Annotated in this window: 22 protein-coding genes; 8 read left to right on the top strand and 14 right to left on the bottom strand. The window is 69.7% G+C overall.

From position 1 onward, the window contains the following. The first annotated feature begins 2 nt into the window (after positions 1 to 2). A complete protein-coding gene (lpxK, locus tag DR046_RS10050) occupies positions 3 to 971 on the top strand; it encodes a tetraacyldisaccharide 4'-kinase (protein WP_115382244.1) in 969 nt (322 codons plus the stop codon). A 36-nt stretch (positions 972 to 1,007) separates the two neighbouring features. Here the strand turns inward: lpxK and DR046_RS10045 are convergent, their stop codons facing one another. Next, positions 1,008 to 1,667: a DsbA family protein gene (locus tag DR046_RS10045; protein ID WP_115382243.1), complete on the bottom strand. Its 660-nt coding sequence runs from the start codon at positions 1,665 to 1,667 to the stop codon at positions 1,008 to 1,010. 16 nt (positions 1,668 to 1,683) lie between these two features. Next, positions 1,684 to 2,148 (bottom strand): DUF721 domain-containing protein, encoded by a 465-nt coding sequence (locus DR046_RS10040; protein WP_245190895.1) that lies wholly within the window; start codon positions 2,146 to 2,148, stop codon positions 1,684 to 1,686. Positions 2,149 to 2,248: 100 nt separating this feature from the next. Between DR046_RS10040 and mutY the strand changes: the two genes are divergently transcribed. Beyond that, entirely contained in the window at positions 2,249 to 3,277 is a 1,029-nt protein-coding gene (gene mutY / locus DR046_RS10035; protein ID WP_115382241.1) for an A/G-specific adenine glycosylase, read from the top strand. 47 nt (positions 3,278 to 3,324) lie between these two features. Next, the gene (locus DR046_RS10030) at positions 3,325 to 4,470 is read left to right on the top strand and encodes an alkane 1-monooxygenase (RefSeq protein ID WP_115382240.1); all 1,146 of its coding nucleotides are present in this window, start codon (positions 3,325 to 3,327) and stop codon (positions 4,468 to 4,470) included. Between the two features lie 56 nt (positions 4,471 to 4,526). Here DR046_RS10030 and DR046_RS10025 read toward each other — a convergent pair whose 3' ends face one another. From DR046_RS10025 to DR046_RS09990, 8 genes are all read right to left on the bottom strand, one after another. After that, complete coding sequence (locus tag DR046_RS10025; protein ID WP_115382239.1) at positions 4,527 to 5,141, bottom strand: DedA family protein; 615 nt, start codon at positions 5,139 to 5,141, stop codon at positions 4,527 to 4,529. Between the two features lie 42 nt (positions 5,142 to 5,183). Then, complete coding sequence (kdsA, locus tag DR046_RS10020) at positions 5,184 to 6,020, bottom strand: 3-deoxy-8-phosphooctulonate synthase (protein WP_115382238.1); 837 nt, start codon at positions 6,018 to 6,020, stop codon at positions 5,184 to 5,186. After that, the gene (locus DR046_RS10015; protein WP_115382237.1) at positions 6,020 to 6,802 is read right to left on the bottom strand and encodes a 3-deoxy-manno-octulosonate cytidylyltransferase; all 783 of its coding nucleotides are present in this window, start codon (positions 6,800 to 6,802) and stop codon (positions 6,020 to 6,022) included. The genes kdsA and DR046_RS10015 overlap by 1 nt, the downstream gene beginning before the upstream one ends. After that, positions 6,799 to 7,740: a KpsF/GutQ family sugar-phosphate isomerase gene (locus DR046_RS10010; protein ID WP_115382236.1), complete on the bottom strand. Its 942-nt coding sequence runs from the start codon at positions 7,738 to 7,740 to the stop codon at positions 6,799 to 6,801. The genes DR046_RS10015 and DR046_RS10010 overlap by 4 nt, the downstream gene beginning before the upstream one ends. A 218-nt stretch (positions 7,741 to 7,958) precedes the next feature. Then, positions 7,959 to 9,200 (bottom strand): glycosyltransferase family 4 protein, encoded by a 1,242-nt coding sequence (locus DR046_RS10005; protein ID WP_115382235.1) that lies wholly within the window; start codon positions 9,198 to 9,200, stop codon positions 7,959 to 7,961. 4 nt (positions 9,201 to 9,204) lie between these two features. Further along, entirely contained in the window at positions 9,205 to 9,885 is a 681-nt protein-coding gene (locus tag DR046_RS10000; protein ID WP_115382234.1) for a fumarylacetoacetate hydrolase family protein, read from the bottom strand. A gap of 75 nt (positions 9,886 to 9,960) precedes the next feature. Next, positions 9,961 to 10,971, bottom strand: a complete 1,011-nt coding sequence (locus tag DR046_RS09995; RefSeq protein ID WP_115382233.1) for an NAD-dependent epimerase/dehydratase family protein — start codon at positions 10,969 to 10,971, stop codon at positions 9,961 to 9,963. Positions 10,972 to 11,058: 87 nt separating this feature from the next. Then, positions 11,059 to 12,993, bottom strand: a complete 1,935-nt coding sequence (locus DR046_RS09990) for a polysaccharide biosynthesis protein (RefSeq protein WP_115382232.1) — start codon at positions 12,991 to 12,993, stop codon at positions 11,059 to 11,061. A 330-nt stretch (positions 12,994 to 13,323) separates the two neighbouring features. Between DR046_RS09990 and DR046_RS09985 the strand changes: the two genes are divergently transcribed. Next, positions 13,324 to 14,442, top strand: coding sequence for a polysaccharide biosynthesis/export family protein (locus DR046_RS09985; protein ID WP_115382231.1), 1,119 nt, complete (start codon positions 13,324 to 13,326; stop codon positions 14,440 to 14,442). Positions 14,443 to 14,461: 19 nt separating this feature from the next. Here DR046_RS09985 and pip read toward each other — a convergent pair whose 3' ends face one another. Further along, entirely contained in the window at positions 14,462 to 15,454 is a 993-nt protein-coding gene (pip, locus tag DR046_RS09980; RefSeq protein WP_115382230.1) for a prolyl aminopeptidase, read from the bottom strand. 64 nt (positions 15,455 to 15,518) lie between these two features. Between pip and ubiG the strand changes: the two genes are divergently transcribed. Then, entirely contained in the window at positions 15,519 to 16,256 is a 738-nt protein-coding gene (ubiG, locus tag DR046_RS09975) for a bifunctional 2-polyprenyl-6-hydroxyphenol methylase/3-demethylubiquinol 3-O-methyltransferase UbiG (protein ID WP_115382229.1), read from the top strand. Positions 16,257 to 16,290: 34 nt separating this feature from the next. Here the strand turns inward: ubiG and DR046_RS09970 are convergent, their stop codons facing one another. Continuing rightward, complete coding sequence (locus DR046_RS09970) at positions 16,291 to 16,917, bottom strand: TetR/AcrR family transcriptional regulator (protein ID WP_115382228.1); 627 nt, start codon at positions 16,915 to 16,917, stop codon at positions 16,291 to 16,293. A 188-nt stretch (positions 16,918 to 17,105) separates the two neighbouring features. Beyond that, the gene (locus DR046_RS09965) at positions 17,106 to 17,408 is read right to left on the bottom strand and encodes a hypothetical protein (RefSeq protein ID WP_115382227.1); all 303 of its coding nucleotides are present in this window, start codon (positions 17,406 to 17,408) and stop codon (positions 17,106 to 17,108) included. 167 nt (positions 17,409 to 17,575) lie between these two features. Here DR046_RS09965 and DR046_RS09960 point away from each other — a divergent pair, with 167 nt between their 5' ends. Genes DR046_RS09960 through DR046_RS09950 form a run of 3 tightly spaced genes read left to right on the top strand, consistent with a single transcriptional unit; the run spans position 17,576 to position 19,934 of the window. Continuing rightward, positions 17,576 to 18,514, top strand: a complete 939-nt coding sequence (locus tag DR046_RS09960; protein WP_115382226.1) for an AEC family transporter — start codon at positions 17,576 to 17,578, stop codon at positions 18,512 to 18,514. Beyond that, on the top strand, positions 18,511 to 19,317 hold the full coding sequence (gene fghA, locus DR046_RS09955) for an S-formylglutathione hydrolase (protein WP_115382225.1): 807 nt from the start codon (positions 18,511 to 18,513) through the stop codon (positions 19,315 to 19,317). The genes DR046_RS09960 and fghA overlap by 4 nt, the downstream gene beginning before the upstream one ends. Further along, positions 19,314 to 19,934 (top strand): HAD family hydrolase, encoded by a 621-nt coding sequence (locus DR046_RS09950; protein WP_115382224.1) that lies wholly within the window; start codon positions 19,314 to 19,316, stop codon positions 19,932 to 19,934. The genes fghA and DR046_RS09950 overlap by 4 nt, the downstream gene beginning before the upstream one ends. Before the next feature lie 18 nt (positions 19,935 to 19,952). Here DR046_RS09950 and zapE read toward each other — a convergent pair whose 3' ends face one another. Beyond that, positions 19,953 to 20,993 (bottom strand): cell division protein ZapE, encoded by a 1,041-nt coding sequence (zapE, locus tag DR046_RS09945; RefSeq protein WP_115382223.1) that lies wholly within the window; start codon positions 20,991 to 20,993, stop codon positions 19,953 to 19,955. Positions 20,994 to 21,043 lie beyond the last annotated feature (50 nt).

Here is a 21,043-nt window from a genome sequence, read left to right as displayed (position 1 = left end):
TGATGCGCGCGCCGGGCTTCTGGTCGCGCCCCCCGGGCCTTCTGTCGGCGGCGCTGGCGCCACTCGGGGCGCTCTATGCCTCGGCCACGGCCCGGCGCGTCGCGCGGCCCGGCGCCCGGGTCGGTGTGCCGGTGATCTGTGTCGGCAACCTGAGCGCGGGCGGCACCGGCAAGACGCCGACCGTCATCGCCCTGGTTGAGCGGCTGACGGCCCGGGGCGTAGCCGCCCAAATCGTCTCGCGCGGCTATGGCGGGTCGGAGGAGGGGCCGCTGCGCGTCGATCCCACCCGCCACGACGCAGCACAGGTCGGGGACGAGCCGCTGCTGCTTTCGGCCTTCGCGCCGGTCTGGGTCGCGAAGGACCGTCTGGCGGGCGCCCGCGCCGCGGCGGAGGCCGGGGCGGATGTGATCCTGCTCGATGACGGCTTCCAGAACCCGGCGCTCGTCAAGGACCTGTCGCTGGTCGTGGTCGATGCCGGGGCGGGCTTCGGCAATGGCCGGGTGATCCCGGCGGGCCCGCTGCGGGAGCCGGTGGCGGCGGGGCTGGCCCGGGCCGACTTCACGCTGTCCATAGGGTCGGACGCGCAGCAGGCGAAGCTGTCCCTGCCGAAGCCGCCGCCGCGCCTGCGCGGCCGGCTCGAGCCGCTGCAGACCGGCATGCCTTGGGCGGGCGTGCCGGTCTTCGCCTTCGCCGGGATCGGGCGGCCCGAGAAATTCTTCGACACCCTGCGCGGGCTGGGCGTCGACCTGAAGGGGACCGAGGCGCTGTCCGACCACCAGCCGCTGACCCCGGCGCTGCTGCACCGTCTGGGAGAGCGGGCGGCGCGGCTTTCGGCGCAGCCCGTGACGACCGAGAAGGACGCGGTGCGCCTGCCCCCTGCCTTGCGCGGACGGGTGATGACGCTGCCGGTGCGGCTGAGGCTGGAGGATTGGGCGCCGCTCGACGCGGCGCTGGCGCGGCTCGGCCTCTGAGGGCGGGCATCGCGATGCCCACCCCCGGTGCCGGGCTCAGCTGCCGGCGGCCTCGTCCACGAGACGGCCGATCTGCGACAGGCTCATGTTGCCGGAATGCATCTCGCCGTTGATCAGGAAGGAAGGCGTCGACTGCACGCCGTCCCGCTCCGCATTGGCCTGGTACCAGCCATAGAGCGCCTCGGCCTTCTCCGCGTCCTGCAGGCAGGCATCCACCTCGGCCTGGTCCAGCCCGGCCTGAAGGCCGATGCGCTTCAGGCTTTCGGCCACCGCGGCCGGATCACCCTGGCGCGCCCATTCGCCCTGGTTCTGGTAGAGAAGGTCGCTCACCCCGAAGAACCGGTCCGGACCCGCGCAGCGCGCGATCATCGACGCCCAGAGCCCGTAGCGGTCGAAATACACCTCGCGATAGGTGAAGTGGACCTTGCCGGTCTCGATGTATTCGGACCGGAAGTCCTTGAACGTGTCCGCGTGGAAGCTGGCGCAATGCGGGCAGGTGTAGCTGGCATATTCGACCACCTTCACCGGAGCGTTCTCGTCGCCGAGCGTCATCTCGGCCACGTCGGCCGCGCCCTGGGCATACGCCGCGCCGAGATCCGGCAGGGCGAGCCCGTTGCCGCGTGGCCACAACAGGGCGCCCGCGCCGAGGGCGGTGCCCGAGGCCAGAAGGGTCAGGAAGGTGCGTCTGCTCGCCATGGGTGTCTCCGACTTCTCAATTTCGTCGCTTCGATATGATGTTGGCGGCCAGCCGTTCAAGCGATTGCCGCAGGTCCGGGTCGCCGACGCCGGCGGTGCGGTCGCGCGCCTCGGCCATGATTTCGGGCGGAGGCGCGTCGGGCGCGCGGGGCTTCGGCGCGAACTCGGCCTGGCCCTCGGCGAAGCCGGTCGCCGCCGTCTGCGTGATCGCGATCCGGCTGATCGCGTTGTAGCCATAGGTCGCGTTCACCCGCTCGACCAGCTGCGGCAGCTTCATCTGAAGCATCTGCGCCTGCGCGCCGGTCGTCAGCACCGTCAGCACCGCGCCGAAACCGCCGCGCGGGTAGCCGACCTTTACCGGGCGGCAGATCGCGGCGATGTCGGCGCCTGCGATCTCGGCCCAATGGGTGAGCAGCCGCGTCTCCGAGAAGCCGCGCGTCTGGCTCATCCGCCGGACGTCGCCGTCGATCAGAGAGCCCATGCGGCGGGCGCCTTTTCGGATGGTGCGCAAGCGGGGTTCCTCCGGGTTCGGCGGCATCCTACATCACGCCGCGACGCGGGGAACAGGGAGACCATCACCAATGCGTGACGATCTGACGGCCGCGTTACTGGACTGGTACGACGGCCACGCGCGCGTCCTGCCCTGGCGGGTGCCACCCGGGTCGTCGCGGCAGGCCGACCCCTACCGCGTCTGGCTGTCCGAGGTCATGCTGCAGCAGACAACCGTCGCCGCCGTGCGGGCCTACTTCCTGCGCTTCACCGAGCGCTGGCCCACCGTCGCCGACCTCGCCTCCGCGGAGGATGCGGAGGTGATGGGGGAGTGGGCGGGCCTCGGCTACTACGCGCGCGCCCGCAACCTGCTCAAATGCGCCCGCGTCGTGGCCTTCGAGCATGGCGGGCGCTTCCCCGACACCGAGGAGGGCCTGCGCGCCCTGCCAGGCATCGGCCCCTACACCGCCGCCGCCATCGCCGCGATCGCCTTCGACCGGCCGGCGGTCGTGGTCGACGGCAACGTGGAGCGGGTCATGGCCCGGCTGCGCCTGATCGACACGCCTCTGCCCGCCGCCAAGACGCCGATCCGGGCCGCCATGGCAGAGCTGACCCCCGCTACGCGCCCCGGCGACTACGCGCAGGCCGTCATGGACCTCGGCGCGACGATCTGCACGCCGAAGGCGCCGGGCTGCATGCTCTGCCCCTGGCGCGGAGCCTGCGCCGCGCGGCTGGAGGGCGTGGCCGAGACGCTGCCGGCGAAGGCGCCGAAGAAGGCCAAGCCCGTCCGTCGCGGCCTTCTCTACCTCGCCCGGCGCGGCGACGAGTGGCTGCTGGAGCAGCGGCCCGACGAGGGGCTGCTGGGCGGAATGCTGGCCTTCCCGACCTCGGACTGGTCCGAGACCCCGCGCCCCGCGCCGCCCGCCCTGGCCGACTGGAAGGAGGCGGGCGAGGTCCGCCATACCTTCACCCATTTCCACCTGATCCTGCGCGTGCTGACCGCCGACCGGCCCGGCCCGCCCTCGCGCGGGGCCTTCGCGCCGCTCGATCCGTCGAACCTGCCGACGGTGTTCCGCAAGGCGCACAGGCTGGTGACGGAACGTCGCGAAAGGGGCGATTGAGCGGAACCGCGGCGAGGAGTATCCTGCGCCGGAGCACCGGAGCGCCCATGACCGTCCACGCCCTCCCCGACCAGACGATCCGCAACCCGCTGCGCGCGCTGCCGTTCTGGATCTCGTTGACGCTGGTCCCCATCGTCTGGGCGGCTGCGCTGCTGGGCGGCTGGTGGGTGCTGATCGTGCCGCTCTATTCCTGGGGGGCCTATTCGCTGCTCGACGCGCTGGCCGGGCTGGAGGAAGGGAATGCCGACCCGCAGATGGACCGTGCGGGCCTCGGCTGGTACCGGGCGATCACCCTGGTCTGGGCGCCGGTGCAGGCGGCGACGCTGTTCGCGCTGATCTGGTACGCGACCCGGGCCGAGCATCTCGGCGGGTGGGAGTTGTTCGGCCTGTTCTTCGGCATGGGCATCCTGTCGGGCACGGTCGGGATCAACTACGCGCACGAACTGATGCACCAGAAGCCCCGGCTCGACCGCTGGATGGCGGACATCCTGCTGGCGATGGTGTTCTATTCCCATTTCCGGTCGGAGCATCTGCTGGTCCATCACCGCTACGTCGCCACGCCGCGCGATCCGGTGACGGCGCGCTACAACGAGGGCTTCCACCGCTTCTATCCGCGCGTGCTGCGGCAATGCCTCGTCTCCGCCTGGCAGGCCGAGGCGGCGATGCTGGCGCGCAAGGGGCTGGGCCGCTGGCACCGCTCCAACCCGTTCTGGCGCTATGCGGCGCTGCAGGCGGCGGTGCTGGCGCTGGCCTTCGCGCTGGGCGGTGGCCTTGGGGTCGTGCTTGTGCTGGTGCAGGCGGGCGTCGCGATCTGGCAGCTGGAACTGGTCAACTACATCGAGCATTACGGCCTGACCCGCCGACATCTCGGCGACGGAAGATACGAGCCGGTGCGCCCGCACCATTCCTGGAACTCGGCGCAGAAGGCGTCGAACTGGCTGCTGATCAATCTGCAGCGCCATTCCGACCACCATTACAAGCCCGACCGACCCTTCCCCCTGCTCCAGACCTATGCGGCGGACGAGGCGCCGCAGCTGCCCGCCGGCTACCCGGTGATGACGGCTGCGGCGATGGTCCCGCCGGTCTGGCGCCGGATGATGAACCCGCGGGTGCGAGAATGGCGGCGCCGGTGGTATCCCGATATCGAAGACTGGTCGGCTTACAAGACGGCGTCGAACCCGCCGCCGCGCTGACGCCGAGCTTCGGAGAGCGTGCCGCGAGCCGGCGACCGCGCACCCTGGGCCCGACCTCAGGAGTCCGGCCGTGCCTTCCGGCCCTTCCCCTGCGACAGCCGCCAGAGATAGGCCCCGACGACCGCAGCGATGATCAGCCAGGTCACCGGGTCGAGCCAGGCCGCGACGCGGTCGTATTGCGACTCGAGCAGATAGCCCAGCCCCGCCAGCACGGCGGTCCAGAGGACGCTGCCCAGCGTAGTGTAGATAAGGAACGGGGTCATCTTCATCCCCGCGAGCCCCGCCGGAATCGAGATGAAGGTGCGAATCCCCGGCACCATCCGCCCGAGGAACACGGCCCATTCCCCATGCCTGCGGAACCAGGCGGTCGATCTCCCGATATCGTCTTCGTCGACGGTCAGCCAGTGACCGTAGCGTTCCACGAGGCGGTAGAGCCGCTTCTCCCCGACCTTGAGCCCGATCCAGTACCACAGCAGCGCCCCTGCGACGGAGCCGGCCGTCCCCGCGAGGATCGCGCCCCCGAGCGTCATGTCGCCTCGCGCGGCGGTGAAGCCGGCAAGCGGCATCACCAGCTCCGAGGGGATCGGCGGGAAGACGTTCTCGAGGAACATCAGGACGGCCACCCCGAACGTGCCTCCAGCATCCATGACGGAGACGATGACGTCGAACATGCTATTTTCCCCTGCGCGCCGGGTCTCACCCCCGGTCGGCGCTCAGTTGCCCTTGCGCAGCGCGTCGAAGGCGCGCAGCTCGCCGATGAGGCCCGCCATCCGGTCCACCGGGATCATGTTCGGCCCGTCGGAAGGGGCCTTGTCGGGGTCCTCGTGCGTCTCGATGAACAGGGCCGACACGCCGACGGCGCAGGCCGCGCGCGCCAGCACCGGCGCGAATTCCCGCTGCCCGCCCGAGGACGTGCCCTGCCCGCCCGGCTGCTGCACCGAATGGGTCGCGTCGAAGACGACGGGATAGCCCGTCGCCTCCATCACCGGCAGGCCGCGGAAGTCGCTGACCAGCGTGTTGTAGCCGAAGCTCGTCCCCCGCTCGCAGAGCAGGATCCGGTCGTTGCCCGTCGAGGCGATCTTGGCGGCGACATGCGGCATGTCCCAGGGCGCAAGGAACTGCCCCTTCTTGACGTTGATCGCGGCGCCCGTCTCTCCGGCGGCCAGAAGCAGGTCGGTCTGGCGGCTGAGGAAGGCCGGGATCTGGAGCACGTCGCAGGCCTCGGACGCGGGCGCGCAATGGTCGGGCAGGTGCACGTCGGTCAGGACCGGACAGCCGAACTCGTCGCGGATCTTCGACAGGATCGACAGCCCCTCCTCCATTCCGAGGCCGCGCTGGGCCTTCAGCGACGAGCGGTTCGCCTTGTCGTAGCTCGCCTTGAAGATGAACCTTGTCCCGGTCGGCGCACAGGCTTCGGCAATGCGGTCGGCCATCATCCGGGCGTGGTCCAGACTTTCCAGCTGGCAGGGCCCGGTGATCAGCGCGAAGGGATGGGCGCCGCCGATCGGGATGCCGGAGACGTCGATCGGGCTCGATTTCAGCGGGTCCATCAGGCGCCTCCCAGGACGGCTTCGATGCGGGGGATGTCTTCGGGGTTGTTCAGCTCCCAGAAGAGGCGGCCCTTCGCGTCGACCTCGACGCAGGCGACGGTCGCGCCGTTCTCGAGGAAGCGCAGCTGCTCCAGCCCCTCGTGCCTTTCCAGCGCGCCTTCGGGCCAGCCCATGTAGGCGGCAAGCGCTTCGGGCCGGTAGGCGTAGACGCCGACATGGTGAAAGACGGGGACCGGGCTCGGCAGCTTGCCGGGCGTGACATAGGGGATCACTTCCTTCGAGAAATAGAGCCCGTGGCCGTTCGCGTCGAAGACGGCGGTCGTGCCGCCGACGCGACCGGCCTTCCGGTCCTCGACGAACATGTCGTAGGTCTTGCGGTCGCAGCGCAGGACGGGCGTGGCGACCTGCGCCTGCGGGTCGGCCTCCATCCGCTCGATCAGCGCGGTCAGGAACCAGGGCGGGGTCAGGGGCGCGTCGCCCTGCAGGTTGACGACGAGGTCGGCCTCGATCTGTGCCAGCGCCTCGGCGCAGCGCTCGGTCCCGTTGCGCGCCTCGGAGGAGGTCATCAGCACCGAGGCGCCGAAGCCCTCGGCCTCCTCGCGGATGCGGTCGTCATCGGTGCAGACATGGACGGCGTGGTCGCCCGGGACCTGCATCGCCGCCTCCCAGGTCATCCGGATCAGCGTCTTCGTCGTCCCGTCGCCCTGGCGCAGCCGCGCCAGCGGCTTGCCGGGATAGCGGGCCGAGGCATAGCGCGCCGGGATCAGGATCGCCGTCCTCATGCCACGCCCGCCCGCAGCAGATCGTGGAGGTGCAGGATGCCGACCGGGCGCGGCCCGTCGCAGACGACGGTGACGTTGATCTTGCGCTCGTTCAGGATCGCGAGCGCCTTGGCGGCCAGCATGTCGGGAGGCACGGTCAGGGGCCGCTTCGTGGCCACGTCGGCGGCGCGCTTGTCCATCAGGCCCTCCATGTTGCGGCGCAGGTCGCCATCGGTGATCACGCCCGCCAGGCATCCGTCCTCGACCACTACGGCGAGGCCCAGCCCCGCCGAGGTCATCGCCAGCAGCACCTCGGACATGGGCGTGTCGGCGGCGACGGCGGGCAGGTCCGCGTGCATCAGCTTCGACACCCGCGCCATCTGCGCACCGAGCTTGCCGCCCGGGTGGAAGACGCCGAAATCCTCGGCCCGGAAGCCGCGCCGACGCAGCAGCGCCACGGCCAGCGCGTCGCCGAGTCCCAGGGTCATCGTCGTCGAGGTCGTGGGCACCACGCCCAGCCCGCAGGCCTCGGGCAGCGCGGGGATGGTCAGGTGATGGTCGGCGGCGCGCATCAGCGTCGAGTCGGGACGCGACGACAGGCCCACCAGCGGCACCGAGAAGCGACGGGTATGCGCGATCATGTCCCGAAGCTCCGCCGCTTCGCCGGAGTTGGAGATCATCAGCACGACGTCCCCCTGGCCGATCATGCCCATGTCGCCATGACTCGCCTCGGCGGGGTGGACGAAGAGCGCGGGGGTCCCGGTGGAGGCCAGTGTCGCGGCGATCTTGCGGGCGATATGGCCGGACTTGCCGATCCCGGTGACGATGACTCGGCCCGGGGCCCCGGCGATCAGCGCGACCACTTCGCCGAAGCCCTCCGGCAGCGCCTCGGCCAGGGCCACCAGCGCGGCGGCCTCGGTACGCAGGACTTCTCGGCCGGTCTCGGTGACGTCGATCATGGGAGCGGGAGATAGGGTGCGAGGCGCAGCGGCGCAACGGGGGTTGGCTTGCCGGACGCCTTCGGCGGACGCGCGGGTCGAGAGGGGGGGAAGGGGGCTCTGCCCCCGCGCCTTCGGCGCTCCCCCGGCGTATTTGGGGAGCATCGAAAGGGGGCGCAGGTCGATCTTGCCGCGGAGGTGATCGGAGCGGCATGGGCGGGGCCGGTTCGGTGGGGCGCTCAGATCGCGATGCGCCGGTCCTCGGGCACCAGCGCGTTGATGAAGCCGATCTGGCGCGGCAGGCAGACGGTCAGGAAGTCGTAGGTCTCGACCACATGGCGCCGCGCGGCCTTGCCCAGATGGGCGAAGCGCTCCGGCTCGGCCAGCACGGCGGATACCTTCTCGGCCAGCGCGGGCGGGTCGAAGAAGTCGGTAAGCAGCCCCGTCTCGCCATCCGTCATCGCCTCGCGCACCGGGGGAACGTCCGAGGCGACGATGGTCGCCTCCATCGCCATCGACTCGAGCAGCGACCAGGACAGCACGAAGGGCATGGTCAGGTAGATGTGGCAGCGCGAGATCTGCACGATCTTCTGGAAGTCGGGATAGGGCACCTGGCCCAGGAAATGGGTGCGGTCCCAGTCGATCAGATGGCCCACCTCGCGCTCCATCTCGGCGCGGAAGCCGCCCGCCAGATCGCTTTTCTTGCCGTAGGAGGCGTCGTTGCCGCCGACCACCAGCACGCGGGCGTTCGGCCGGGCCTTCTGGATATGGGGCAGCGCGCGCATGAAGGTGTGGAAGCCGCGCGTCCGCTCCATGTTGCGGGCGACATAGGTGAAGATCTCGTCCTTGCGGGTGATGCGCCCGACCCGGCCCAGCGTCAGCGATACGTCCGGATCGGGGCCCAGCCGGTCGGTGCGGATGCCGTCGTGGCAGACATCGAGCTTCGGGTGGAACATCTCGGGAAAGCAGTTCCGTTGCCACATCGTCGGCACGATCCCGCGGTCGGCGACATGCAGGTTGGCGAAGGGCACGGCGTTGCGGGCATGCAGCAGGAAGGGCGACACCTCCGAGGGCGGGTCCTCGGGATCGAAGCCGACGGGGCCGCCTTTCGAGAGGTAGAAATACTCGAAGAAGCCGAGGATCGGCACGTCCGGCCAGACCTGCTTCATGAACAGAAGCTCGCCCCAGCCGGTATGGCCGAGGATGATGTCGGGCGTGAAGCCCTCGCCGCGCAGGGCCTGCGCGGCCATCGCCGCGCCATAGCCCGCGCCCGTCGCCTCCTCCCAGACCTTTGACAGGCCGTAGGCGTCCTGGGCGGGCCGGTGATGCGGCGCGTAGACCACCTTCCGGACCCCGGGAAGCTCCGGGTAGTTGCGCCGCTGGGTCAGGAAGACCAGATCGTGTCCGCCCTGCGCGATCAGCCAGTCGAGCATCTCGCGGTATTGGCCGGGCATGTTCTGGTGGACGAGAAGGATCTTCACGGCATCATTCCGGATCGGCGTACGTGACGGTCACGTCTTCCAACCCGTCGATGGACCCGACCAGCCGGTCGCCGGGGCGCACCGGGCCGACGCCCGCAGGGGTGCCGGTCAGGATCAGGTCCCCGGGCGTGAGGTGATAGAGCCGGGAAAGGTCCGACAGGATCGCGGGCACGTCGTGGATCATCTCGTCGAGCGAGGCGTCCTGCCGCGTCTCGCCGTTGACCGTCAGCCGGATCGCGCGGCCCGTGAGGTCGCCTGCCGGGGCCAGCGGCCCGAGGATGGCGGAGGCTTCGACGTCCTTGCCGGTGTCCCAGGGGCGGCGCTTGTCCTTGGACGCGGCCTGGAGATCCCGCCGCGTCATGTCGAGCCCGCAGCCATGGGCCAGCACGGCCGCCGCCGCTTCCTCGCGCGTCGCGCGGAAGAGCGGCGCGCCGATGGCCACAACCAGTTCCATCTCGTGGTGATAATCCTCGGTGCCCGGCGGATAGGGCAGCGTGGCGCCGGACAGGGCGACGTGCCGGGGGTTCTTGGTGAAGTAGAAGGGCGCCTCGCGGTCGACCTCGTTGCCCATCTCGGCGGCGTGGGCGGCGTAGTTGCGCCCGACGCAGAAGATGCGGGCGATGGGATAGGCGTCGCCGCCGAGCGCGAGGGTCGGGACGGGGGGCAGGTCGAAGAGAAGGGGCATGGAGGGGCCTTTGGCGTGGATCGCGGCCGAGACTGCCCCGGACGCCGCGGGATGGCGAGTCCCCTTGGGCAGGGCCTAGTTCTTTTCGTATTCCGTGAGATACCAGTCGACGAAGGCGGCCACGCCGTCCTCCACGCTGGTCCGCGGCAGCGGGTGGCCCAGCAGCGCCTCGAGCAGGGAGGCGTCGGCCCAGGTGGCGGGCACGTCGCCGGGCTGAATGTCCATCAGGTTGCGCTCGGCCGTCTGGCCCAGGGCGGCTTCGATCGCCTCGATCAGGCGGCCCAGCATGACGGGCTCGCCGTTGCCGACATTGACGACACGGAACGGCGCGACGGGGCTGAGGCTGTCGCCGGGGCCGACCGGCGTGGTGCCGGGAGGCACGTCGATCAGCCCGGCGATGCCGGTCACCAGGTCGTCGACATAGGTGAAGTCACGCTGCATCCGGCCGTGGTTGTAGACATCGATGGCACGGCCCGCGCGCATCGCGGCGACGAACTTGAACAGCGCCATGTCCGGCCGGCCCCAGGGGCCGTAGACGGTGAAGAAGCGGAACAGCGTCGTCGGCACATTGTAGAGATGGGCATAGCTGTGGGCCATCGCCTCGTTCGCCTTCTTCGTCGCCGCGTAGAACGACATCTGCGTGTCGACCTTCTGCGTCTCGCGATAGGGCATCTCGGTCTCGGCGCCGTAGACCGAGGAGGAGGAGGCGAGCAGGAGGTGCCGGGGCGGATGCGCGCGCGCCGCCTCCAGCACCTCGTGGGTGCCGGTGATGTTGGCGCGCACGTAGTCGCGCGGCACGTCGATGGAATAGCGCACTCCAGCCTGGGCGGCGAGGTGGATCACCGTGTCCGCGGGCCGCGTGGCGAGCAACGCGGCGATGGCGCCCGGCTCGGCGATGTCCTGCTCGACCGGCTGGAAACCCGGATGCTCCGCCAGCAGCGCGTGGCGGCGATGCTTGAGGTCTGGGTCGTAATAGGGCGTGAAGGCGTCGACCCCCGCCACGGTCCAGCCCTGCTCGAGGAGCGCGCGGGCCATGTGGAAGCCGATGAACCCCGCGGTTCCGGTGACAAGGGCATGACGTGACATGGCGTTCCTGTGGCGCAGCGGCGTGGCACTGTCAAACCGGTGAAGCCCGGCGGCAGCGGCGCCCCGAATCGAGAGACGGGACGCCTGTCAGGCCGGAGCGGGATCGGTCAGCGAGGCGGGGGCGGGTACAGGGACCGGGCGAGGGGCGGGACCCGAGGCCTCCTTCGGCTCGAAGCTCTCGATCCGGCGCGCGACGATGTCGAGCACGCGCGCTTCGTCGCCTGCCGCGAGCGCGTGGCGCAGCGCGCGCAGGGTGCCGGCCATCTCGAACTCGGAGAGGGTCGATTCCTTGACACGGAAAATCTTGCGATGCGCCGTCGGCTTCTCCGAGCCGTCGAGGAACAGCTCTTCCTCCAGCTTCTCGCCGGGGCCGAGGCCGATGAAGGTGATCTCGATGTCGCCGTCGGGGTTGGCGTCGGTGCGGACCGAGTACCCTGAGGCCTCGATTGCCTGCGTGGCAAGGTCGACGATCTTCACCGGCTCGCCCATGTCCAGAAGGAAGACCTCGCCCCCCTCGGCCATCGCGCCGGCCTTCAGCACGAGGCGTGCGGCCTCCTGGATGGTCATGAAGAAGCGCGTGACCTGAGGATGAGTGACCGTCACCGGACCGCCCTTCTGGATCTGGTCGTGGAAGATCGGCACGACCGAGCCCGAGGACCCCAGGACGTTGCCGAAGCGCACCATCGAAAAGACCGGGCCCTCGCCCTCAGGCACGCGGGAAGCGAGGTCCTGAATCACCATCTCGGCGAAGCGCTTCGAGGCGCCCATGACCCCGCGCGGGCGAACGGCCTTGTCCGACGAGATCAGCGTGAACCGTTCGACCCCCGCGGCGACGGCGGCGGTGGCGAGCGTGTGGGTGCCCAGCACGTTGTTGGCCATGCCGGCCAGCGGGTTCTGCTGGACGAGGGACACATGCTTGTAGGCCGCGGCGTGGAGAACGACCTCGACGCCGTGATGGGCCAGCACGTGCCTGACCTGCCGCGGATCGGTGACCGAGCCAAGCACCAGCGCCAGCTCCACCCCGGCATCGCGGGCGAGCGTGCGCAGCATCCCTTCGACCGTGAACAGCGCCAGCTCCGACAACTCGAACAGGACCAGCTTGCGGGGCCGGCATTCGATCAGCTGGCGGCAGAGCTCCGATCCGATGGAACCGCCGGCGCCGGAGACGAGCACGCATTTGCCCGCATAGCTCTCGGTTCCCTCGCCCAGCGCGGCATCGACCTCGGCGCGGTTGAGGAACATCTGCGGGTTCAGCGTCGTCAGCTTGTCGATCAGCGCTTCCTGCCCGATGAGCTGGCTGAACGAGGGCACCATCTGCACCTCCAGCCCCATCTTCTGCAGCCGCCGCGCCATCTGCGCCTGCTTCGGCGGGCTCAGCGACGGGATGGCCAGGAGCACGCGGTCGATCTTGCGGTCGCGCACGATCTCGCGGATGCGGACCGGGGACAGGACCGGCAGGCCGCTGATCGTCATGCCCTGGATGGTCCGGTTGTCGTCGACGAAGGCGACCGGATCGATGTCCTGGTGCGCCTTGAAGGCCTGGACCAGCTGCACGCCAGTCGTCCCGGCGCCGTAGATCAGCACCCGGCAGACAGACTCGCCACGCCGATAGATGGCGAGCACGACCTGCAGCAGGATCACCCGCGCGATCAGCATGAACAGGAACGAGAAGATACCGAACATCAGGTGCAGCATCGGCGGCAGCGCGTAGCCCATCAGCGCGGTCAGGACGGTCGTTCCGATCGCGAGCAGTATGGCCATCAGTGCGAGGCTGCCCGTCGCGGGGCCGTCCAGGTCGGACAGCTGCATCGACGGAATGCCAAGGAAGACCAGAAGCCCGCCGCCGAGGATCAGGACATAGGGGATGCCGACGACGAGGATGGTGGCGGCATCAAGCGATTCGGGCAGCGGCGGCGACACCATCAGGGAGGCGCCGAGCGCGGCGCTGATCAGCAGGATGTCGAGCACAAAGAAGACCGCCGACTTCTGCCGCCGGTCCATTGCCTTCAACAGTCTCAACATTCCAACGCACCCGATCCCCGATGGACGCGGCGCCGGAGCCGGGCGAGCCGACGCCAAGACGTGGCAGACATGATGCGTATCCCCAATTCAACCCCTGTACGGGCGATGCCGTGCCGCACCTTACCCAATAATACCGGGAGGCTATGACTTTCTGCACTGCAGCACAACCTCCGGATGCCTGATCGGCAGGTTCCCGCCTGTCGCCCCGACACGGCTCTGCGCCACGGCCATCGCGTTGACCTGCGACTCTCTAAATGTAACCTGCCCCCGCTGGCGTCCGGACGTCGGCCAGAAAAGTCGGCGATCAAGTCCGTGGGACCGGGTGCATTCATGACGAGACCTTTCCGCCTCGCCGCCTTGGGCGTCGTCCTGTTGCTGGTCGCGGCCTGCGCCCTCCCTCGCGGAGCAGGGGTCCAGCGCGAGGTCCTGCGCGGCTCCAGCAGCGATCAGGTCGGCTTCTCGGTCTATCCTGTCACCCGTGCGCTGGTCCCGACCATCGCCGAATGGCCCACCGTGGGCGAGAAGCATCTGGGCTGGATCACCACCTCGACCGGGTCGCGCGGCAGGATCGTGCAGGGCGGCGACTCGGTGTCGGTCACCATCTGGGACTCGAGCGAGAACTCCCTGCTGACGTCGCCAGGCGCGCCCGCGGTCGAGTTGCCGAATCTGCCGGTCTCGCCCGGCGGGTCGATCTTCATCCCCTATGTCGGCGACGTGCGTATCGGCGGGCTCAGCCCCGAGAGCGCCCGCCAGCGGGTCCAGACCGCGCTGGAGCCCATCGCCCCGTCGGCGCAGGTCCAGCTGACGATGACAGAAGGCCGCGGCAACTCGGTCGAACTGATCGGCGGTGTGGCCGCGCCCGGCGCCTATCCGTTGCCTGACCGGAACTTCACGGTGCTCAGCCTGATCGCGGCCGGTGGAGGCGTCTCGCCCGCGCTGCCGAATCCGCAGATCCGGCTCAAGCGCGATGGGCGCCTCTATGGCACGTCGGTCGACCGGCTCTATGACGAGCCGCGGCTCGACACCCTGCTCGACGACGGCGATCAGGTCATCGTTCAGGCCGACGAGCGGACGTTCCTGTCGATCGGCGCCGCCGGGACCGAGACGATCCATTCCTTCCCCGATGATGTCGTCACCGCCGCCGAGGCCGTGTCGATCATCGGCGGGGTCGTCGACAACCGCGCCAACCCGCAGGGCATCCTGATCCTGCGCGAATATCCGCGCGACGCGCTTGCGGCAGGGGTGCGCGGGCCGCGCACGCAGCAGGTGGTGTTCACGCTGGACCTGACCTCGGCCGACGGGCTGTTCGCGGCGCGCAACTTCCGCATCGCGCCGGGCGACATGGTCTACGTTACCGAAAGCCCGGTCGTCGCCACGCAGAGCGTGTTCTCGATCATTGGTTCGACCTTCGGCCTGGTGAACACCGCAGGCTCGGTCGGGGGCAGCTGACCCCCGCGGGCCCCTGGCCTCAAGCGAAGCTGAGTTCGGACAGACGGTCGCGCCCGATCCGGTCGAGCGAGCGGACAAGCTGGTCCGAGATCCCCGGCTCGGACAGGGCATGGCCCGCGAAGGGCACCATGTGCAGCGCTGCACCCTGCCATCCGTCGGCAAGCAGCTGCGCCGAGAGCGGCGGGCAGATCATGTCGTAGCGGCCCTGCACGATCACGCCGGGGATATGGGCGATCCGGTCCAGGTTGCGGCGGATCCATTCGTCTCCGTCGAGCCATCCGAGATGGCTGAAGTAATGGTTCTCCAGCCGGGCGAAGGCGCGGGCATATTCGCCATTCGGCTCTCCGGTCTGGCCCTGGCTGCGGACCGAGGCCAGCGCGTTCTCCCACCCGGCCCAGGCGCGGGCGAAACGGGTCTGCTCGTGCATCGGGGTGTCGAAGAGGCGGCGGTTGTAGGCGGCGATCAGGTCGTCCCGCTCCTCCTCGGGGATGAGCGCCTGGAAGCGTCGCCACTGGTCGGGCCAGAACTGGCCCGCGCCGCCGCCGTAGAACCACTCCAGTTCCCGCCGCTCCATCAGGAAGACGCCGCGCAGGATCAGGTGGGCCGCGCGGTCGGGATGGGTGATGGCGTAGATCAGCGACAGCGTCGCGCCCCAGGACCCGCCGAAGACGGCCCAGCGGTCGATGCCCAGCGTCTCGCGGATGAGCTCGATATCGCGGACGAGGTGCCACGTCGTGTTGTCGGCGACGCTGGCATGGGGGCGCGAGCGGCCGCAGCCGCGCTGGTCGAACAGCACGATGCGCCAGATCGCGGGATCGAAGAAGCGCCGCATCATCGGGCTGCACCCGCCGCCGGGGCCGCCATGCAGGACGATGACCGGCAGCCCCTTGGGATTGCCGCATTGCTCGACATAGAGGCGATGGCCCTCGCCCACCTCGATCATGCGCTGGTCGAAGGGGTCGATCGGCGGGTGCAGGGAATTCGCCGGGGCCTGATGCGTGGTCCTGTCCATTGCCGTCCTATATAGGCGGGATGGCGCGCCGCACCATGACCATTTCCCGACGGAAGGCCCCGCGATGACGACGACCGTAGACGCTGCCGAGATCGCCAAGTTCGAGGCCATGGCCGCCGAGTGGTGGGACCCGGAGGGCAAGTTCAAGCCCCTGCACATGCTCAATCCCTGCCGGCTCGACTACATCACCCGCCAGATCGCCGGAGAGTTCGACCGCGACCTGAGCGCCGGGCGGCCCTTCGAGGGCCTGCGCCTGCTCGACATCGGCTGCGGCGGCGGCCTTCTGTCGGAGCCGATGGCCCGGCTGGGCGCGACCGTGGTCGGCGTCGACGCCGCCGAGCGGAACATCCCCGTCGCGCGGACCCATGCCGCGCAGTCGGGGCTCGAGATCGACTACCGCCATACCACCGCCGAGGCGCTGGTGGGGCAGGAGCCACCCTTCGACGTCGTCCTCAACATGGAGGTGGTGGAGCATGTGGCCGATCCGCTGGCCTATCTGACCGCGTGCCAGGCGCTGCTGCGGCCCGGGGGGCTGATGATCTGCTCGACGATCAATCGGAACCCGAAATCCTACATGATGGCGATCGTCGGGGCCGAGCGCGTGATGCGCTGGCTGCCGAAGGGCACGCATGACTGGTCGAAGTTCATCACCCCGGACGAGCTGTTCGCGCTGCTGGAGAAGGCCGGGATGGCCCCGGTCGATCGGATGGGCTTCGTGTTCAACCCGATCCTCTGGTCCTGGAGCCTGTCGGACCGCGACCTGTCGGTGAACTACGTCACGGCCAGCGTGAAGCCGGGCTGAGGCCCGGACGCAACGCCGAGCCGGGGACCAGCGCTCAGTCCCGGCCGGGCACGCCGTAACGCGCGAGGAAAGTGTCGACCGCGCCGTCGATGACGCGGGCCTTCTCCTCGGCGGAGACGGACTTGCGGATGCCGAAGATCAGCTCGTGGAAGAGCCGCGCCTTGCACAGCTCGGCGAACTGGTCGGCTGCGAATTCCGGGTCCTCTATGGCCAGATCGCCCTCGGCCACCGCGCAGCGCAGGTATTCGGCCATCCGCGCGCGGAAGCGCTTGGGTCCCGTCTCGTAGAATTCGCGCCCGAGCTCGGGGAAGCGGTCGCTCTCGGCGACGCACATGCGGAAGATGCTCTGTCCGAAGGACGACAGGAAGAAGCCCAGCATCCGGTCCGCCGCGACGCAGAGAACCTCTCGCGGGCTGGAATGGTCGGACAGCACCGCGTCGGCCTCTTCCATCTGGAGGCTGCATTCGGCCTTGGCCACCTCCATGAAGAGAAGGCGCTTGTCGGCGAAATAGGAATAGAGCGTCGCCTTGGAGACGCCCGCGGCGCGGGCGATGGCGTCGACGCTGGCGCCCTCGTAGCCGTCGGACATGAAGACCGTCCGCGCGCCTTCGAGCACCTGATCGAACTTCCGCCCCTTCTTGACCGGCGTCGCGTCGCCCATTCCGCCCCCCACTTTGGGATGCAACCTAGAGGGTGCGGCGTCGCCTGCACAAGCGCCGACTGCGGCCGAAGCCGCCCCGCGGCCGGTCACGCGACGGCAACGCCCGCCCGCTTCGGGCGGGCGCGCGGTGCGCGGACCGGGCGGGGAGGAACCCGGCCCGCGCTGCCCTCCGGGGGCGCGCGGAGGGGTCAGTCGTCGCCCTGCAGGAACGACAGCGCGTTCAGGTCGAGCGTCCCGCAGGCGCCGGATGCAACCCCGGCGGAGCGCTCGAGCTGGGTGCAGTCGCCGTCCGTCGCGATCGCGGCGCGGCCGACCTCGGCGACGGGCAGGTCGACCCGCGACCAGCCATCGTCGTCGATATCGACGGCCGAGCGCAGGGCGGCAGGCGCCTCGACATAGCTCCAGCCGTCGTCGTCGATGTCGATCCGCTGTGCGGCGGCCGGAAGCGCGAGGGCGGTGGCGGTGAGGGCGGCGAGAAAGATCCTGGTCATGGCGGGTTTCCTGCTGTTTCTGAACCGAACCGTTCAGTTCATATTGCCGACCTAACGGCATCGTCGTCAGCCTGCAAGAAAAAACTGAACCGTTCGGTTCATTATCCTCAGGTGCAGCAGACCCGGCCCGGCTTTCCAAGGGCCGAGAAAGGCTCTAGCCCTGCGCCATGCTCGCGATCTTCCTCAAGACCGTTCCCTTCTTCGCGCTGATCGGTCTGGGCTACATGGCGGGCCGGACGCGGTTCTTCACCCCCGAGGCGACGGCCTACCTGACCAAGTTCGTCTTCTACTTCGCGCTCTCGGCGATGCTGTTCAGCTTCGCCGCCAACCTGACCCTGGGCGACATCCTCGACTGGCATTTCATCGGGGCCTATCTCTGGGGCTGCTTCATCGTCTACCTGATCGCCACCGCGGTCGGCCTGTGGCGCGGGCTGTCGGTCGCCGAATGCGCGGTCGAGGCGCAGGTGGCGACGATCGGCAACGTAGGCTTCCTCGGCATCCCGATGTTCGTCCTGATCCTCGGTCCCGAAAGCGCAGGGCCGATGCTGATGGTTCTGGCCACGGACCTGATCGTGTTCTCCTCGATCATCGTGATCCTCATCACCGGCTCGCGCGAGGGCCGGGTCACGCTGGCGACGCTGCGCATCGTGGGGCTGGGGCTGGTCAGGAACCCGATGATCGTCTCGATCTCGGCGGGCATCGCGTGGTCGGCCACCGGGCGGGACCTGTGGCAGCCGGTCAACGAGTTCCTGACGATCCTCGGCGCCGCCGCCACGCCCGGCGCGCTGTTCGCCATCGGCGCCTCGCTCGCGGGCAAGACGGCCGAGCGGATGGCCGTGGCCGGCTGGCTCAGCTTCTGCAAGCTGGTGCTGCACCCCGCCGCGGTCGCCCTGTCGGCACTGGTGATCTTTCCGCTGGAGGATTCCTTCGCGGCCACGGTCATGATCTCCTCGGCGGCGATGCCGGTCGCGGGGAACGTCTATATGCTGGCGCAGCACTACGGCGTCGCCCCGCAGCGGGTCAGCGCCGCCATCCTCGTCTCGACGGCCGTGTCGATCCTGACGCTCTCGGCCGTGATCGCCCTGCTCACCGGAGGAAGCCCATGAAGACCGTATCCGAGACCGCCTGCTTCGGGGGCACGCAAGGCGTCTATTCCCATGCCTCCGACGCGACGGGGACGCAGATGACCTTCGGCCTCTACATGCCGCCGCGGCCCACGGGGGCGGTGCTGTGGTACCTGTCTGGCCTGACCTGCACCCATGAGAACGCGATGACCAAGGCCGGGATGCAGGCGCTGGCCGCCAAGGAGGGTCTCGCCCTCGTCTTCCCGGACACGAGCCCGCGCGGCGAGGACGTGCCCGACGACGACGCCTTCGACATGGGCCAGGGCGCAGGCTTCTACGTCGACGCGACCGAAGGCCCCTGGGCCGAGCATTTCCAGATGGAGAGCTACATCGCCGAGGATCTGCCCGAGACGGTCTTCGCCGCCTTCGAGCTCGACCCCGATCGGCAGGCCGTGACGGGTCACTCGATGGGCGGGCATGGGGCGCTGACGCTGGCGATGAAGTATCCGCGCCGCTTCCGCTCAGTCTCGGCCTTCGCGCCGATCTGCAACCCCTCCGCCTCGGACTGGGGCCTGCCGCAGTTGACCGCTTATACCGGCGGGGCCGGGGATCACGATGCCACCCTGCTGCTGGAGGATCGCGGCCTCGCCGCGCCGCTGATGATCGACACCGGCACGTCGGACCAATTCTGGGACAAGCTCGGCACCGGAGCCTTCCTCGCCGCGCTGGCCCGCACGCGCACCCCCGCCGCGGTCGGGCTGCGCGAGGGCTACGATCACAGCTACTTCTTCGTGTCGAGCTTCGCGCCCGCCCATGTCGCCTTCCACGCGGAGCACCTCGGATGACCGTCGGGGCGGTCGTCCTCGACATCGGCAACGTGCTGATCGAATGGCAGCCAGAGCGCTTCTTCGACCGCGAGGTCGGCGAGGCCCGCCGCCGCGCGATGTTCGCCGCCGTCGACCTGCGCGGGATGAACGACCGGATCGACTCGGGCGAGAACTTCTCGGCCGTGCTCCGGGCGACCGGGACCGCCCATCCGGACTTCGCGGCCGAGATCGCGATGTGGCACGATCGCTGGCTGGAGCTGGCCTCCCCCGCCATCCCCCATTCGGTGCGCCTGATGCGCGCCCTGCGCGCCCGCGGCGTGCCGGTCTTCGCGCTGTCGAATTTCGGCATCGAGACCTTCGCGCTGGCGCAGACGGAATACGACTTCCTGTCCGAGTTCGACCGCGCCTTCGTGTCCGGCCATCTGGGGGTGATCAAGCCCGCCCCCGAGATCTTCGCGGCGGTCGAGACGGCTACGGGGCTCGCCCCCGGAGCCCTGCTCTTCGCCGACGACCGGGCCGACAACATAGCCGCCGCCGAGGCGCGCGGCTGGCGGGGACACCTGTTCGATGGCCCGCAGGGCTGGGCCGACCGGCTGGTGGCCGAGGGGCTGCTGGACCCGGCGGAGGCCGTCTGAGCGCGTCCCGTCGCCGGCTCACCTCCCCCAGTCGGCGCCCTGCATCTCCCGCAGGCGCGAGGCGGTGCGCGCGAACTCGAAGACCTCGCCGGAGGACAGGTCTTCCGGTTCCGCCTCGGCCGAGACGATCAGCCGGACGCGCGCCTCGTAGAGCGCGTCGATCAGGGTTACGAAGCGGCGCGCCTCGTTGCCATGGGTGCGGTCCAGCACCGGCACGTCGGTCAGGATCAGCACCCGCACCGCCCGCGCCAGCGCGAGGTAGTCCGCCGCGCCGAGCGGCTTGCCGCAAAGATCCCTGAACGACGCCCGCGCCACGCCCGAAGCGAAGTCGTCCAGTCGCAGGTCACGCCCCTTCACCCGGAGCGTCAGCCCTTCGGACCGCCCGCCCGACAGCTTCTGCCACACCTCGTCCAGCGGACCGCCGCCGACGAAATAGCTCGGCTCCCCGGCGAGGCGGTCCTGCCGGTGGTCGCGCGGGCTTTCGAGGTGATGGACGATCATCCGGGTCTTCACCATTTCGATGAAGGGCAGGAAGAGCGAGCGGTTCAGCCCGTTCAGATACAGGTCGTCGGGCACCCGGTTCGAGGTCGTCACCACCCGCACGCCCCCGGCGAAGAGCTTCTCGAACAGCCGCCCGACGATCATCGCGTCGGTGATGTCGGTGATCTGCATCTCGTCGAAGCACAGGACCCGGACGCGGGCGACCACGCCCTCCGCGAAGGGGCCGAGCGCGTCGCGCACGCCCCTCGCGCGGGCCTCGTGCATGGCCTCGTGGACCTCCTGCATGAAGGCGTGGAAATGGACGCGGCGCGAAGGGACGGGCGCGGCCTCGTGGAACAGGTCCATCAGCATCGACTTGCCGCGCCCGACCCCACCCCAGAGATAGGCGCCCATCGGGTCCTCGGGCGGCTTCGTGCGGCCGAAGAAGCCGCGCCTCGGGGGCTTCTCAGTCAGCTTGGTGCGCACGGCTTCCAGCGGGGCCAGCGCGGCCTCCTGCGCGGGGTCTCGGGTCAGGGTGCCGTCGGTGACGCGCGCGTCGTAGAGCTCTTTCAGGGTCATGGGAGGCACGGATAAGGCGCCGGGCCGGAAGTCGCCAGCCTCGGCGCCCC

The sequence above is a fragment of the Jannaschia formosa genome, from assembly GCF_003340555.1.
Taxonomy (GTDB): domain Bacteria; phylum Pseudomonadota; class Alphaproteobacteria; order Rhodobacterales; family Rhodobacteraceae; genus Jannaschia; species Jannaschia formosa.
The sequence above is the reverse complement of the archived record's forward strand: the minus strand, read 5'-3'. Positions and strand labels throughout refer to the sequence as shown.